This is a genomic window from Nocardia otitidiscaviarum NBRC 14405, from assembly GCF_000308635.1.
GTDB lineage: Bacteria > Actinomycetota > Actinomycetes > Mycobacteriales > Mycobacteriaceae > Nocardia > Nocardia otitidiscaviarum.
Genome location: NZ_BAGD01000123.1, coordinates 1 through 14,986, shown reverse-complemented (window position 1 = coordinate 14,986; position 14,986 = coordinate 1). Strand labels below are relative to the sequence as shown.

At 67.6% G+C, this 14,986-nt stretch carries 10 protein-coding genes and 1 pseudogene; 4 read left to right on the top strand and 7 right to left on the bottom strand.

Translation table 11 applies throughout. The features are described from left to right. Positions 1 to 78: 78 nt before the first annotated feature. Positions 79 to 1,491, bottom strand: a complete 1,413-nt coding sequence (locus ON31_RS27815; protein WP_157533790.1) for a lipase family protein — start codon at positions 1,489 to 1,491, stop codon at positions 79 to 81. A gap of 97 nt (positions 1,492 to 1,588) precedes the next feature. Between ON31_RS27815 and ON31_RS27810 the strand changes: the two genes are divergently transcribed. Beyond that, positions 1,589 to 2,272, top strand: a complete 684-nt coding sequence (locus ON31_RS27810) for a TetR/AcrR family transcriptional regulator (protein ID WP_039817840.1) — start codon at positions 1,589 to 1,591, stop codon at positions 2,270 to 2,272. Positions 2,273 to 2,324: 52 nt separating this feature from the next. Here ON31_RS27810 and ON31_RS27805 read toward each other — a convergent pair whose 3' ends face one another. The 5 genes from ON31_RS27805 to ON31_RS27785 all read right to left on the bottom strand — a co-directional run bounded on the left by ON31_RS27805 (position 2,325) and on the right by ON31_RS27785 (position 8,512). After that, positions 2,325 to 4,586, bottom strand: coding sequence for an MMPL family transporter (locus tag ON31_RS27805; RefSeq protein WP_039817839.1), 2,262 nt, complete (start codon positions 4,584 to 4,586; stop codon positions 2,325 to 2,327). Positions 4,587 to 4,718: 132 nt separating this feature from the next. Then, positions 4,719 to 5,900: a fumarylacetoacetase gene (gene fahA / locus ON31_RS27800; protein ID WP_255222284.1), complete on the bottom strand. Its 1,182-nt coding sequence runs from the start codon at positions 5,898 to 5,900 to the stop codon at positions 4,719 to 4,721. A gap of 62 nt (positions 5,901 to 5,962) precedes the next feature. Then, a complete protein-coding gene (locus ON31_RS27795; RefSeq protein WP_039817837.1) occupies positions 5,963 to 7,165 on the bottom strand; it encodes a homogentisate 1,2-dioxygenase in 1,203 nt (400 codons plus the stop codon). A gap of 351 nt (positions 7,166 to 7,516) precedes the next feature. Next, complete coding sequence (locus ON31_RS27790) at positions 7,517 to 7,780, bottom strand: GlsB/YeaQ/YmgE family stress response membrane protein (protein WP_029932971.1); 264 nt, start codon at positions 7,778 to 7,780, stop codon at positions 7,517 to 7,519. A 105-nt stretch (positions 7,781 to 7,885) separates the two neighbouring features. Continuing rightward, entirely contained in the window at positions 7,886 to 8,512 is a 627-nt protein-coding gene (locus ON31_RS27785; protein ID WP_039817886.1) for a TetR/AcrR family transcriptional regulator, read from the bottom strand. 156 nt (positions 8,513 to 8,668) lie between these two features. Between ON31_RS27785 and ON31_RS27780 the strand changes: the two genes are divergently transcribed. After that, entirely contained in the window at positions 8,669 to 10,588 is a 1,920-nt protein-coding gene (locus ON31_RS27780; protein WP_039817836.1) for an acyl-CoA dehydrogenase family protein, read from the top strand. Between the two features lie 281 nt (positions 10,589 to 10,869). On the opposite strand, the gene ON31_RS27775 is transcribed toward ON31_RS27780, so the two are convergent. Beyond that, positions 10,870 to 12,138 (bottom strand): ATP-binding protein, encoded by a 1,269-nt coding sequence (locus ON31_RS27775; protein WP_255222283.1) that lies wholly within the window; start codon positions 12,136 to 12,138, stop codon positions 10,870 to 10,872. 566 nt (positions 12,139 to 12,704) lie between these two features. On the opposite strand from ON31_RS27775, the gene ON31_RS27770 reads away from it, so the two are divergent. Further along, positions 12,705 to 14,528, top strand: a complete 1,824-nt coding sequence (locus ON31_RS27770) for an acyl-CoA dehydrogenase (RefSeq protein ID WP_039817835.1) — start codon at positions 12,705 to 12,707, stop codon at positions 14,526 to 14,528. Positions 14,529 to 14,756: 228 nt separating this feature from the next. Next, positions 14,757 to 14,986, top strand: a pseudogene (locus tag ON31_RS27765) (hypothetical protein); the annotation flags it as partial.

Below are 14,986 nucleotides of genomic sequence, written 5' to 3'. Positions count from 1 at the left end.
CCGCGTACCCGCACCCGTGCCCCGACCGCTCCGGTTGCGGTCGGGGCACGAGTCACAGGGGCTGAGCGAGAAGGTTTCTCAGCGCTCCTGAGGTCCGATGGGCCAGCCCAGCGCGCCGAAGGTGGCGTTCAGATTGATCTCGGTCTGCATCAGGATGTCCTGGAGATCGAAGAACAGCGACAGGTGGTTCTCGGTCTGGCAACCCACCGGATCGGGCGCACCGGGGGCCAGGCGGCCGCGCAGCCAGTTGAAGGCGTCGCCCATGCCCAGGGTGGGCAGGGTCAGGTGCTCGCTGAGGTGGTCGCGTTTGTAGAGCACCGAGGTGCCGCCCGCGCACCACTCGGTCACCAGCGCGTCATTGTCGAAGACCGGCACGGCCTCGTCGAAGACGCCCTGGTAGAGCATGATCGGCATGGTTGGGGCCTGCTTGCCGAGCACGGTCGCGTCGAACACCTCGCGGACCTCCGGCAGTGCCAGGTACTCCGCGATGGGAATGGTCAGCATCTTCTGATAGTCGACGAACATCATGGTCAGCGCGTTGCGCGGCAGGCACTGGGCGTTGGTGCGGTTCATCATCGCCCGGCCCTCGGGGGTGAGCACGCGTTCGGTCGCCGCGGCGAACTTCGGGTAGGCGTTCATCAGCGACGCGATCCCGATGCCGATGAGGCTGGAGAACATGGAGCCGTTCACGTGCAGCAGCGATTCCACGTCCGAGACCGGCGCGCCGATGGCCGCGCCCTCGATGTTCAACTCCGGCGCGTAGGTGGGATGCATTTCCGCGGCCCAGCCGCTGGCCATGCCACCGCCGGAGTAGCCCCACAGCGCCACCGGGGTGTTCGCGCCGTCCAGGCCGAGGGGTTCGAAGCGTTCCGCCGCGCGGATGCTGTCGAGCACCATGTAGCCGGGCTCCTTCGCGACGGCCAGATGACCGTTCAGGCCCTCGTAGTCGGGCACGTTGATGGCGTAGCCCTGGCTGATGGAGGCCGCGAGTTCCAGGTATTCCACGTTGGAGTGGATGCCCTCGACCCCCGCCAGCCCGCCGCCCTGCCGCAACAGGAACGAGGGTGCGCAGTGCGGTGCGGCGCTGTCGTAGAAGAACTGGTGTGAGACCAGCGGTCGGCTGCGAGCGGTGTCGGCCCCCATGGGCACCGCCACCGTGGTCGCCGCCACCGTGGGTTGTTCGAACAGGTCGGTGGTGCGATACAGCAACTGCCAGGCGCGAACTCGCACCGGGAGCACCGTCAGCACCGCCAACTGCACTTCGCGCGACCGCAGAATGTCGCCCGGCGCGGCGGATTCGAAGCCCTCGGGCGCTTGATAGAACGGGTCCACATCCACCGGCTGTGGCGCCGCGGCGGCCGTGCCCGCCGTGCCCAACAATGCCGCGGTGCTCATGGCCACCGCCGTGCTCATGACCGCCGCCGTCGCGAGCGCGGCCGCGGTGAAGCGCCGCCACCCCCGCCTTCGGCGATCCCCATTGATCCCTGCCACGTCTGTTCCCTTCCTCATCGACGTGACGACGATTACAACACGGTACCCTGTTATCAACAAGAATTCTTTTTTGAAAGGACGCGGCTAAGGTTTGCCTATGACCCGCAGCAAATCCGCCGCGCGATCCGACCCCGCACCGGCGCGGCGTCGAATCCGTGGCCTCGACGCCGATGAGCGCAGTGCGCAGCGGCGTCGTCAGCTCCTCGCGGCGGCGACCGAACTCTTTGCCCAGCAGAGCTATTCGGGCACCTCGATCGAGCAGATCTGTCAGCACGCCTACGTCGGTACCAAAGGCTTCTACGACCACTTCGACAGCAAGGAAGCCTGCTATCGCGCCCTGCTGGAGCACATCACCGTGCAGTTCCAGACCCGGGTGGCGCAGGTGGCCGCGGAGACCGCCGATCTGCCGTGGCGGGAGCGGCTGCGCGCCATCGTCGCGGCCTTCGTGCACGCCATCGCCGATGACGTGCGGCTGGCCAAGGTGACCTTCGGCGAGGCGGGCGGCATCTCACCCGCCGTGGAGAAACAGCGGCGCGGCAACCGCCGCTGGGCCGCGGCCTTCCTCGACACCCAGTGGCCCGAGGCCGAGATGGACGAAAGGCGCAGTCTCGCCGTGAGTCTGGCGGCCATCGGCGGCATGTTCGAACTGGTCGCCGACTGGCTGCACCATCACGACGACGGCGGTGCGCCGGACTCGGTGGAGAGCCTGATCGAGGACCTCACCCACTTCCTGACGGTCATGGAGCTGGGTCGTCGGGCCAGCGCGGAGCCGGGAGATTGAGCCGACCGCGCCCGGTCGCGACCGAGGTCGAGCGGGCGCGGCGGGGCGACAGTCAGGAACCCAACTTCTCCAGCGTCGGCGCGGGCCGCTCCGGCTCCGCGCCCTCCTCCTCCAGCCCGATCCGCTTGTGCAGCGCCGCAAGGGGTTTCGGAGCCCACCAGTTGGCGGTGCTCATCATCCGCATGAGCGCCGGGGCCAGCAGGCCGCGGATCACCGTGGCATCGGCCACGATCGCCAGGGCCAGGCCGATACCGAAGAGTTTCATGGCCGCCACCTGGGAGGTCGCCACGGCCAGCAGCACCACCGCCATCAGGCCCGCCGCGGCGGTGAAGATGCGGCCGGTGCGGGCCACGCCCAGCGCCACCGATCGGGCGTTCGCGGCGGCGCTGCGATCCGAGGCCAGCCATTCCTCGCGAATGCGGGAGAGCAGGAAGACCTCGTAGTCCATGGACATGCCGAAGGCCAGGCAGAACATCAGGATCGGCATGAACAGGTCGATGGTGCCGGTCGGGGTGAAGCCGAGCAGGCCGGACAGATGCCCGTCCTGGAAGATCCAGATCATCGCCCCGAAGGTGGCGGTCACCGACAGTAGATTCAGCAGCAGCGCCTTCACCGGCAGCACCACGCTGCCGGTGAACAGGAACAGCAGGATCAGGGTGATCACCGCGATGAGACCGACGGCCAGCGGCAACCGCTGGATCACCGAATCCATGGTGTCCTCGTCCAGCGCCGCCGCGCCGCCGAACAGCACTTCGCCGGGCGCGGGCACCTCGCGCAGGGTGGCCAGCTGCTCCTTGCCCGCCACCGAGGCGGGCGCGAGCCGGGTGCCCACCGACAGGTAGGTGCCCGCCGGTCCGGCCATCTCGGGCAGTCCGGCCGCCATCTTCGTACCGTCGACGTAGACGCCCGCGCTCGACATCACCGCGGGCACGTCCGGCACCTTCGACAGCGCGGCGGCATACGTGCCGATCTGCTCACCGGTGCCCTGGAAGCCCGGCAGTACCAGCACGGCGCTCGATGCCATATCGGCGTTGAAGTCCTCGCGCAGCGCGTCGCCGACCTGGCGGCTGGAGGCGAAGTCGCCGATTACCCGATCGTCCGGACTACCGAAATGCGCGCCCAGGAACGGTGAGCCGAGCGCCAGCAGTACCGCACCGGTCACCACGGCGACCGGGAGGGACCGCCGCATCACCCACATGACCAGCCGGTACCAGCCACTGTCCTCGGGCCGCTGCGGCGTGGGCTCGGGCCGACCGAGCGCCCGCCGCAGCGGTTTCCGCAGATCCAGGGCGTTGATCCGATCGCCGAGCAGCACCAGTGCGGCCGGGAGCAGCAGCACCGACGCGCCGACCGCCGCGGCCACCACCGCCACCCCGGCGAAGGCGAAGGATTTGAAGAACGGCTGCGGGAACACCGCCAGCGCAGCCAGGGCCAGGGCCACGGTCAGACCGGAGAACACCACGGTGCGGCCCGCGGTCTGCACCGCGCGCATCACGGCGGCCCGGATATCGCGCCCCGCCGCGACCTCCTCCCGATAGCGGCTGACGATGAACAGGCTGTAGTCGATGGCCAGGGCCAGCCCCAGCGCGCTGGTCATGTTCAGCGCGAAGATCGACACCTCCATCACCGTGGTCAGCGCCCGCAGAATGCCGAGGGTGGCGGCGATGGCGAACAGGCCCACGCCGATCGGCAGCGCCGCGGCCACCAGCGAACCGAACACCAGCACCAGCAGCAGCCCCGAAATGGGAATGGCGATGGCCTCGGCCAGGATCAGATCCTTCTCCACCTGGTGGTTGATATCGGCGAAGGTGCCCGCCATACCGCCCACCCGCACCTGCACGCCGTCGCGGTCACCGCTGAGATCGCCGGTGAGTTCGGCCGCGCGGTTCTGGATCTGGGTGTCGGTGCCGAGCAGGGTGGCCATGATGAGACCGCGCTTGCTGTCCTTGCTGCGCAGCGCCGTCGCCAGATCCGAGCGCTCGGTCACGGTGGTCCAGTACGACCGCACCCCGGTGATGCTCGAATCGGCGCGCAGTTCATCGGTGATGCGCTGCGCCTCGCTCCGCGCCTCCGGACTGTTCACCCCGCCCTCGGCGGTGATCATGACAATGAGGTTCGGATTGCCGCCGGGGAAGTTGTCCTCGATGAAGTCGTTGGCGCGCACCGACTCCAGTTCGGAGGTGAGGTAGCCGCCGCCGACCATATGCGACTTCACGGTCGCGCCGAAGCCACCGCAGATGATCATCAGCAACAACGCGGCCACCAGCACGGTACGCGGCCGCGCCATGGCGAAGCGGGCGAGATTGGTAAGCATCGACGCACTGCCCTCCGGAGTTTCCCAACTTCGGAACGGTAGCCGTCCACATCCCGCCATAGCGATCGGCTGTGACCATGGTCATGGGTATGCCGATCGGCTATCGGATGGCGATCGCGGCGCCGCCGGAGGTCAGGGGCGTGCGGGCCGGATCGAGCCCCGGACCTCGCCGAGCGTGAGCCGACCGCCGTCCACCGCCGGGGCCGACGCCGTGATCACCACCTCGTCGCCGTCCTCCAGATACGTCCGCTTCGCGCCGCCCACATCCACGGGTTCGGTGCCGCCCCAGCTCAATTCCAGCAGCGAACCGCGCTCGTGGCGCTGCGGCCCGGAGATGGTGCCCGAGGCGAACAGGTCGCCGGTGCGCACGGACGCGCCGTTGACCGTCATATGGGCGAGCATCTGCGCCGGGGACCAGTACATGCGTGAGTAGGGGGGAGTGGCGACCAGCTGCCCGTTCCACTCCACCCGCAGTTCGATGTCGAGCCCCCACGGCGCGCTGTCCCGCAGGTAGGGCAGCGGTCGCGGGTCCTGTTCGGGCAGCGGAATCCGTGCCTCCCGCAGAGCGTCCAGGGGCGTCACCCAGGCCGCGAGCGACGTCGCGAAGGACTTGCCGAGGAAGGGGCCCAGCGGCTGCGCCTCCCACGCCTGGATGTCGCGGGCCGACCAGTCGTTGACCAGCGCCACCCCGAAGACGTGATCGGCGAACGCGCCGGTCTCGACGGCCGTGCCGCGCTCGGAGTCCGCACCGACCACGAAACCCAGTTCCGCCTCGATGTCGAGTCGCTGCGTCGGACCGAAATCCGGTGCGCCCGAAGCGCCCCGGCGTTGGCCGCAGGGCCGGATCACCTCGGTGCCGGAGACCACCACGGTGCCCGCGCGGCCGTGGTAGCCCACCGGCAGATGTCGCCAATTCGGCAGCAGCGGTTCGGAATCCGGCCGGAAGATGCGACCGGCATTGGTCGCGTGGTCGATGCTGGCGTAGAAGTCGACGTAATCGCCGACCTCCACCGGTAGCAGCAGTCGCACCGCCGATACGGAATGCACGGCGGCGGCGGGGAATTCACCGTCAGCCGCCGCTTGCAGCCGCTCTCGCACCTCCCGCCAGATGGTCGGCCCCTGTGCCATGAAGGCATTGAGGCTGGGCCGGGCGAACATCGGATCATCCAGGGCCACCGCCAGATCCACCACGCAGTCGCCCAATCGCACCCCCACGCGCGGCTCGCCACCGCTGGGTTGGAAGACCCCGTAGGGCAGATGCCGCGGCCCGAATCCGGAATCCGCGGGCACCTCGATGCGCACTCGACTGTTCACCGTATCTCCTCCGGGCAGGCGGGACGGGCCCGCACCGCGGTGCGGGCGGGGGCTTCCCGCATTTACCGAACTCCCGGCCCGCGACCGGACCAGGTCCACGCGTATTCGGGATCCTCGCAGGCCAGCGCGCCCTCGCCGAGTCCGAGCGGCCGGAAGGTGTCGACCATGACCGCCAGCTCGTCGAAGAACTCCGCGCCGATGCTGCGCTCGTAGGCTCCGGGCTGCGGGCCGTGCGCGTAGCCGCCCGGATGTACCGACACCGAACCCTGCGCGATGCCCGAGCCGCGGCGCGCCTCGTAGTTGCCGCCGCAGTAGAACATGATCTCGTCGGAGTCCACATTGGAGTGGTAGTAGGGCACCGGAATCGAGAGCGGGTGGTAGTCCACCTTGCGCGGCACGAAGTTGCACACCACGAAGTTGGAGCCCTCGAACGCCTGATGTGCGGGCGGCGGCTGATGCACGCGCCCGGTGATCGGCTCGAAGTCGGCGATATCGAAGGTGAACGGGTACAGGCAGCCGTCCCAGCCCACCACGTCGAACGGGTGCGTCGCGTAGATCATGCGGGTGCCGACGATCTCACCGGCCGGGCGATGCTTCACCAGCACCTCGACGTCCGTACCGTCCGCCAGCAGCGGTTCGGCGGGGCCGTGCAGGTCCCGCTCGCAGTACGGCGAATGCTCCAGGAACTGGCCGTACTTGGACAGATAGCGCTTGGGTGGGGCGATATGGCCCGACGCCTCGATCACATAGGCCCGCAAGGGTTCCGGACCCTCCGGCAGCCAGCGGTGCGTGGTGGCGCGCGGCAGCAGCACCTGGTGGCCCTGCCGCACCGGCAGCGCGCCGAAGACCGTCTCCACCCGGCCCGCACCGGATTCGATGTAGACCAGCTCGTCGCCGACGGCATTGCGGTACAGCGGCGACGGCCGCGCCGCCACCACGTACGAGATGCGCACATCGGCATTGCCCAGCAGCAGTCGCCGCCCGGTCACCACATCGGTGCCGTCCGGCTTGTCGCCTGGGAACAGTTCGTGCAGCCGCAGATGCCGGTGTTGCAGTGGATGATTCGGAAAGGTGCGCTGATCGGGAACCAGCCAGACCTCCGAGTCCACGATGGCCGGTGGCAGGCCGCGGTGGTAGAGCAGCGACGAGTCGCCGGAGAAGCCCTCCTCGCCCATCAGCTCCTCGTAGTAGAGCTTGCCGTGGGCATCGCGGTGCTGGGTGTGCCGTTTGGGCGGCACCGTTCCCACCTGCCGATAAAACGCCATGACCGGACCTTCCGCCAGACCGCCTGTCCGACTCCCCTCGGCGTCCATCGTAGCCACGGGCGTGCGGCCCGCGCGGCAGATTGTCGTGAGCAATTCGCACTATTTGTGCATCTGCGGTGGGTTTTCATTGCGTCTGCGACGAGGTTAATCGAGCAACCATGACAGAAAGTGCAGGTGACCGGATCGGCCAGCGCGCTGCCGGGTGTGGTGTCGCCGCTGGTGGTGAGGTGTGTAGGCGGCGCTCCCTCGCGACGTCTTCGCGCACCTGCCGTATGAACCGCACCTGCCGTATGAACACGGAAGGGCCGCCAGCGCGGTCGGTCGCTGGCGGCCCTGCTCGGCTCGCGGTGCTCAGACCCGCGCGCGGATGAACTTGTAGACCACCAGGATGATGACCGCGCCGATGATCGCGCCGATGAAGGAATGCTCGACGGGTGGCCGGAAGTCGAACTCGTGCGGTGCGAACACCAGGCTGCCGAGCGTGCCGCCGACATAACCGCCCGCGATACCCAGCAGGATGGTGGCGATCCAGCCCATATCTTCCTTGCCCGGAACGAGCAGGCGGGCGATGGCGCCCGCGATGAGACCGATGATGATCATGACGATGATGCCCATAGGGGAGCTCCTTGTCACGTGCCGTTGACGCACGTCGAAAGTAGCGCTCTTGCACCAAAGGTGCGGAGTGTCCGGATTACTCGGGCGTGTAGGGCGAGCGAATTCTCAGGCGTGGCGGAGTGCTCGGTACACCGCCGCGCCGACGAATTCGCCCAGGGTGTCGGGGGTCCACTCACCCGCGCCGGTCAGCAGGGTGCGGACCGCGCCCTCACCCGCGGAAACCCAGAGTTCCACCAGCGCGGGAAGTTTGCGGTCGGCGTCCGCGGTGTCCCAGGCGCGCAGGGTGGGCCGGAGGCGGCGGGTGCAGCGTTCCACCGCGAGTTGTCGGCCGCGGCCGAAGGAGTCGGCCACCGCCGGGTCGGGGTTGCCGTAGAGGAGCCGCCAACTCTCGGGGCGGTTGGCGACCACGTGCAGCAGGGCGCGGAACCCCTCCACGAACACCGCCTCGTCGGCCTCCACCCGCCGCCGCGGCAGCACGTCGAGAATGCCGCGCAGCAGATAGTCCTCCTCGCGCCGCATGAGCGCCTCGATGAGTTCCACCCGATCGGCGAAGCAGGCGTAGACGACCGGGCGGGTGACCTTCATGCGGTCGGCCACGGCGGCGATGGTCACGGCCGCGATGCCGCTCTCCACCGCGATCTCCAGGGCGGTGTCCAGCACCTGCGGGCGGCGGCGCTCGGGCCCGAGATGCTGTGCGCGCTGGCGCGGCCGGACAGCCGGTTCGGTACCCATGGGCACCGACGATAGCAGCGCCCGCGCCGTGGTGATCGGCTGGTCACGGGGTTTCACATGATCGTTTCCTACGTGTGCGTAGGATAATGCTACAGTCGCGAATGAAATTAGCCGGATCGTCCCGCGCGCCGCCGCCCGGGGCCGGAGGAGCCGACCGTGAACGACACCCTGTTCAACCCCAAGACCTGCGAGTTCGCCGAGTTCGACGCGGAGACCCGCCGCCTGCTGCGCGCCACCGTGGAGTGGTTCGAGCGCAAGGGCAAGGCGAGGCTGCTCGCGGACAGCCGCGATCGGGTCTGGTACTCCGACTTCCTCGACTTCGTGAAGAGCGAGAAGGTGTTCGCCACCTTCCTCACTCCCGCCGCGCAGGCCGACGGCGATCCCAACAAGCGTTGGGACACCGCCCGCATCGCCATGATGTCCAAGATCCTCGGCTTCTACGGCATGCAGTATTGGTACGTCTGGCAGGTCACCATTCTCGGCCTCGGACCCATCTGGCAGAGCCACAACGCGGCCGCCAAGGCGCGCGCCGCCGCCGCGCTCGACTCCGGTGAGATCTTCGCCTTCGGCCTCTCCGAGCAGGCGCACGGCGCGGACATCTACTCCACCGACATGATCCTGGAGCCGAAGGCGCGCGGCGGCTTCACCGCCACCGGCGGCAAGTACTACATCGGCAATGGCAATGCGGCCGCGATGGTTTCGGTGTTCGGCCGCCGCGCCGACAAACCCGTCATCGACTCGGCCGACTTCCAGCGGAAGATGACCGACGAGGAGTACTCCGGCTACCTGTTCTTCGCCGCCGACTCCCGGCACCGGAATTACAGGCTGCGCAAGAACGTCGTCGATTCCCAGATGTACGTCGCCGCTTTCGATCTCGACAACTACCCGGTGCGCGAGGAGGACATCCTGCACACCGGCCGCGACGCCTTCGACGCCGCCATGAACACCGTGAACGTCGGCAAGTTCAATCTCGGTTTCGGGGCGGTGGGCGCGTGCGAGCACGCCATGTACGAGGCTGTCACCCACGCCGAGAACCGAATCCTGTTCGGCCACAGAGTGACCGAGTTCCCGCAGGTGCGCGCACTGCTGGCGGACAACTACGCCCGCCTGATCGGCATGAAGCTCTACAGCGAACGCGCCATCGACTACATGCGCTCGGCGCACGCGGACGACCGCCGCTATCTGCTGTTCAACGCCATCGAGAAGATGTCGGTGACCCGGCAGGGCCAGCGGCTCTACGAGGACATCGCCGACGTGATCGCCGCCCGCGGCTTCGAGAACGACGCGTACTTCCCGATGGCCATGATCGGCATGTTCGGCCTGCCACGCCTGGAGGGCACGGTGCACGTGAACCTGGCCCTGTCACTGAAGTTCATGCCCGCCTACATGTTCCACCCCGCCGACGCGGGCCTGGCCGCCCTGCGCTACCTGCCCGGCGCCGCACTCGCCCCCAAGCGCGCCGTACGCGCCGTCTCCGAAGCCCTCAGCTGGGCCAGCCGCCGCGCCGCCACCCCGGCGAGCAAAGCGGTGCCCAAGCTGCGGACCGAATTCGCCCGCGCCACACACCCTCCCGTCCCCACCCGCCGCGACCCCGCCGACGACGAATTCCTCTTCCACCAGGGCCCCAGCAAGGGCCTGGGCCGCATCCGCTTCGCCGACTGGCGCCCGATCTTCGAACAGCACGCCCACATCCCGAACGTAGCCGTCTTCCTCGACCAGGCCCTCGCCTTCCAAACCCTCCTCGCCACCGCCACCCCCACCCCCGCCCAACAACAGGACGTCGACTTCCTCTTCGCCCTCGGCGAGCTGTTCACGATGCTCCCGTACGCCCAACTCATCCTGGAACAAGCCGCCATCGAAGGCACCGACCCGGCAATCCTCGACCAACTCTTCGACCTGTTCGTGCGCGACTTCTCGAAGCACGCCGTCACGCTGAACGGAAAACCTTCGGCGACCAAGGCCCAGCAGGTGCGGGCCCTGGACCTCGTGCGTCGTCCAGTGGCCGATGCGGAACGATTCGAGCAGGTGCTCGGTCGGGTTCGTGGGCTGGCCGGGGCTTACTCCATGAGTGCGTAGACCAGCCAGCGGCAACGACATCGGGCGCGGCAGACGGTGCAACGTACAGCACCCGGGCACGATGGCTGGTCATACTCAGCGAGAGCCGCCGCCGCACGGCCTTGATATCGCTACCCGTACACCCGTGTGATGAACGATGTCAAACAAGCTCACAGTGCCCCACTCTCGATTGCTTGTTTGTCACTGGATCGACAGTGAGGTATTTGGCCCCTGACGGGACTCGGGCCACCTCCGGATCGCGGCCCGAGAGATCCATCGTGCCCGTGGCTTTCAGGATGCGATCATGGTCGTGTGTTCCACAGTGCGCTGACCGGCAGGGCGCGGAATTTCGGCCCGAACGGCAGGGTTTCGGTGCCGGTGTAGAGCACGTATCCGGCGAGGAGGTCGTTACCCAGGCGTTCCGCGAGATGCCGCAGACCGCGGAAGTCTTCGCTCTTCACGGTAGCGGCGGCCTTTACCTCGATGGCGATCACTTCTCGGCGGTTGTTCTCGAGAACGATGTCGACTTCGACATTGTCGCGGGTTCGGTAGTGGAACATACGGGCGTCCTGATCGGACCAGGTGAGCTGTCGGGCGATTTCGGCTGCCACGAAACCTTCCAGCAGTGGCCCGAGCGGGCCGTTGACCGCGCGCAGCGTGCGGGGGTCGGCCCCGCACAGATGCGCTGCGATACCGGCGTCGGCCATGATCACTTTGGATGTTGCGACGGCCCGAGTGGTCAGGTTTCGTGACCACGCGGGTATTCGCTTGATCAGAAAAACCTCCTCCAGCAGACGCAGGTAGCGGGCGACGGTGTCTTTGGATATGCCCAGTTCGTTGCCGAGAGCGCCGGGAACCAGGAGTTGACCAGACCTGGCCGCGACCAGGTTGATCAGGGCGAACATCTCCGTCGTGCGTTCAATCTCCGAGAGCTGCATCACGTCTCGATTGATCAGATCGGCGATATACGACGAGAAGAACCGGGACCGCCGCTTGCCCTCCCGCGCAACAGCTTCCGGGAATCCGCCCCGCGCGATCCGCTCGACGTAGTCGTCACGACTTTCGGTCCCTTCGTGCCGCAACTCTGGTCCTCGTTCGAATGCGCAGTCGACGAACCTGTCCGGCGCGCCATCGATCTCACCCTGAGACAGTGGCCAGAGTTCGATCGTCTCCATGCGTCCGGGAAGAGCATCCGGCACGCTGCGCAGTGCCATGACACGAGCGGACCCGGTCAGGAGGAACCGGCCCGGCCGACCGTCGGCGTCGACGGTCTCTTTGATGGCCAGCAGCAGTTCCGGTACGCGTTGCACCTCGTCGATCACAAGGGGCGAAGTGTCGAGGACGAACTGAGTGGGGTCATAGCTGGCAGCCTGCCGTGTCTCGGGGTTGTCGAGGCTCCGCCAGGTCGCACCGATCTCCCTGGCTATGCGGGCGACCAAGGTGCTCTTGCCGCATTGGCGTGCTCCATTGACTAGGACGACGCGGGTATCCCCGAGTGCTTCATGCACAGCCGAGTGGGCGTGGCGGGGAAGGATCCGGCCGATCGGCGATGAAGAAAACGACGAGGTCACGCCACCATCATGACACATGATGTGCGCGTTCTGCCGTGTATGTGGTGAGCGTCTTGCCGCTTTCCAGCTGCGCGGATTGCCGCTAGGTAAGTGCGCGGATTGCCGCTCACGCTGTGCGCGAACTGCCGCTGGTTACGTGCGCGGATTGCCGCCACCTGCGTGCGCATCTCGCCGCTCCCGGAGCCGAGGCGACGGCCCGGCCCCGGCTCGTCACCGCTCTGCGTCGGGCTGGTCGCACTGCTTGTGCGCGATCTCTCAGCAGGCGTCGGTGCATCTGGGTGGCAAATATTTCGCAATCAGGGTTCGGCGGGTGTGCGTCCACGAATTCGTGTATCGCACGGCGACCCACGTGGAGCGGTTAGAGCAGGTGCTCGGTCGGGCTCGTGTGCTGGCTGGGGCTTGTGTCGTGAGCCTGTGAAACAGGTTCCATAGACCCCGCTATCTTCGGGCGCGCCCCGGTCCGACCCCTATGCGCCTCGTTGCACAAGAACCTACGGTTGCGTAACAGGACAAACGTACGGCAACCTCCAGTTATTCGATCATCGATGGCTTAGGAGGCCGGGCCCGTGACGCACTACAAGGCGAACCTGCGTGATATCGAGTTCAACTTGTTCGAAGTGCTAGGCATCGGGGCGCTGCTGGACGGCGGCGCCTACGGCGATCTGGACAGCGAGACGGCGCGGGCCATGCTGTCGGAGGCGGAGCGACTGGCGGCGGGGCCGATCGCGGCCTCCTTCGTCGACGCCGATCGCAATCCGGTGGAATTCCGGCCGGAGACCTACGACATCACCGTGCCCGAGTCGCTTAAGAAGACCGTGGCCGCGGTCAACGAGGCGGGTTACTCGGGGCTGGGCATGCCCGAGGAGATGGGCGGTGTCTCCGCGCCGAACGCGCTGATCTGGGGCATCCAGGAAATGCTGGTCGCCGCCAACAACTCCGCGAGCTTCTTCAATATGGGCCCGCTCATGCACCAGGTGATCTTCACCGAGGGCACCGACGAGCAGAAGCGCTGGGCCGCGCACGCCTGGGAGAACCGCTGGGGCGGCACCATGGTGCTCACCGAGCCCGACGCCGGGTCCGATGTCGGCATGGGCCGCACCAAGGCCACCGAACAGCCCGACGGCAGCTGGCACATCTCCGGCGTCAAGCGCTTCATCTCCGGCGGCGATGTGGGCGACACCGCCGACAACATCTTCCACCTGGTGCTGGCCCGCCCCGAGGGTGCGGGACCGGGCACCAAGGGCCTATCCCTGTTCATCGTGCCGAAGTTCCTGTTCGACACCGAGACCATGGCGCTCGGCGAGCGCAACGGCGCGTACGTGACCGGTGTCGAGCACAAGATGGGCATCAAGTCCTCGCCCACCTGCGAGATCACCTTCGGCGGCGAGAAGCCCGCCGTCGGCTACCTGGTCGGCGACGTCCACAACGGCATCGCGCAGATGTTCCGGGTCATCGAGAACGCGCGCATGATGGTGGGCACCAAGGCCACCGGCACGCTGTCCACCGGCTACCTCAACGCCCTCGAATACGCCAAGCAGCGCGTCCAGGGCGCGGACCTCACCCAGATGGCCGACAAGACCGCACCGCGCGTCACCATCACCCACCACCCGGACGTGCGCCGCTCGCTGGCCGCGCAGAAGGGGTACGCGGAGGGCCTGCGGGCGCTGTACATGTACTGTGCTGCCTACCAGAACGCCGATGTGGCACAGGCGAACTTCGGCGCCGACGCCGAACTCGCCGAGCGCGTCAACGACCTGCTGCTGCCCATCGTGAAGGGCTGCGGCTCCGACCGCGCCTACGAGATGCTCACCGAATCGCTGCAGACCCTCGGCGGCTCCGGCTTCCTGCAGGACTACCCGATCGAGCAGTACATCCGCGATTCGAAGATCGACTCGCTGTACGAGGGCACCACCGCCATCCAGGCGCAGGACTTCTTCTTCCGCAAGATCGTTCGCGACAAGGGCGTGGCGCTGGCGCACGTCGCCGGGCTCATCCAGAAGTTCGTCGACCAGGGCACCGGCCTGGACGCCGAGCGCAAGCTGCTCGGCGCGGCCCTGGCCGACGTGCAGGCCATGGCCGCCGTCCTCACCGGCTACCTGATGGCGGCCCAGCAGAACCCCGAGGAGATCTACAAGGTCGGCCTCGGCTCGGTCCGATTCCTCTATGCCACCGGCGATCTCGTCATCGCCTGGCGACTGCTGGAGCAGGCGAAGATCGCCCAGGCCGCCCTGGACGCCGGAGCCGCCGACAAGGACAAGGCGTTCTACACCGGCAAGATCGGCGTCGCCTCCTGGTTCGCCAAGAACAAGCTCCCCCTGCTGAGCGGCGTCCGCACCGTCATCGAGAACATCGACAACGACATCATGCACCTGGACGAAGCGGCATTCTGACGGGACGCGGTAGCCCGGTGGTCCGGGACGGCGGCCCCACAGCCCGCGAGAGGTGACAGTGGCCCGGCGACGCGCGATGCGTCGCCGGGCCTTTGTCGTCCGGGTGCCGCGCGGCCGGAATGCGGACGGAGCGACGCGGTCGGCGCATTCGGCGGCGCGCCGAGCGGACACGCCCGGTTTCCGTGCGACCTGCGGTGTCGGCGCCGGCGTACCGGGTACAACTACCGCATGGTTTTCCCGGTGACCTTCGGCTGGATTCAGATCCTGCTCATCGTGCTCGGCGTCGCGGCGTTGGCGCTGTTGGTGACCGCTGTTCTCAAGGCCCGCAAGGTCGGGTGGCGGGTGCTCGCGGGGCGCGGCTCGGCCGCCATCTCGCTCGTTCTGATCGCGGTGGTCATCCTCTGGGTGACAACGCTTTTGCAGACCTTTCTCGGACTCACCGGGGAGGTGAAGGCGGC

Excerpts from the sequence above, each read along its gene's own strand:
- ON31_RS27810 (WP_039817840.1), top strand. The coding sequence starts at position 1,589 with ATGACCCGCAGCAAATCCGCCGCGCGATCCGACCCCGCACCGGCGCGG.
- ON31_RS27805 (WP_039817839.1), bottom strand. The coding sequence starts at position 4,586 with ATGCTTACCAATCTCGCCCGCTTCGCCATGGCGCGGCCGCGTACCGTG.
- ON31_RS27795 (WP_039817837.1), bottom strand. The coding sequence starts at position 7,165 with ATGGCGTTTTATCGGCAGGTGGGAACGGTGCCGCCCAAACGGCACACC.
- ON31_RS27790 (WP_029932971.1), bottom strand. The coding sequence starts at position 7,780 with ATGGGCATCATCGTCATGATCATCATCGGTCTCATCGCGGGCGCCATC.
- ON31_RS27785 (WP_039817886.1), bottom strand. The coding sequence starts at position 8,512 with ATGGGTACCGAACCGGCTGTCCGGCCGCGCCAGCGCGCACAGCATCTC.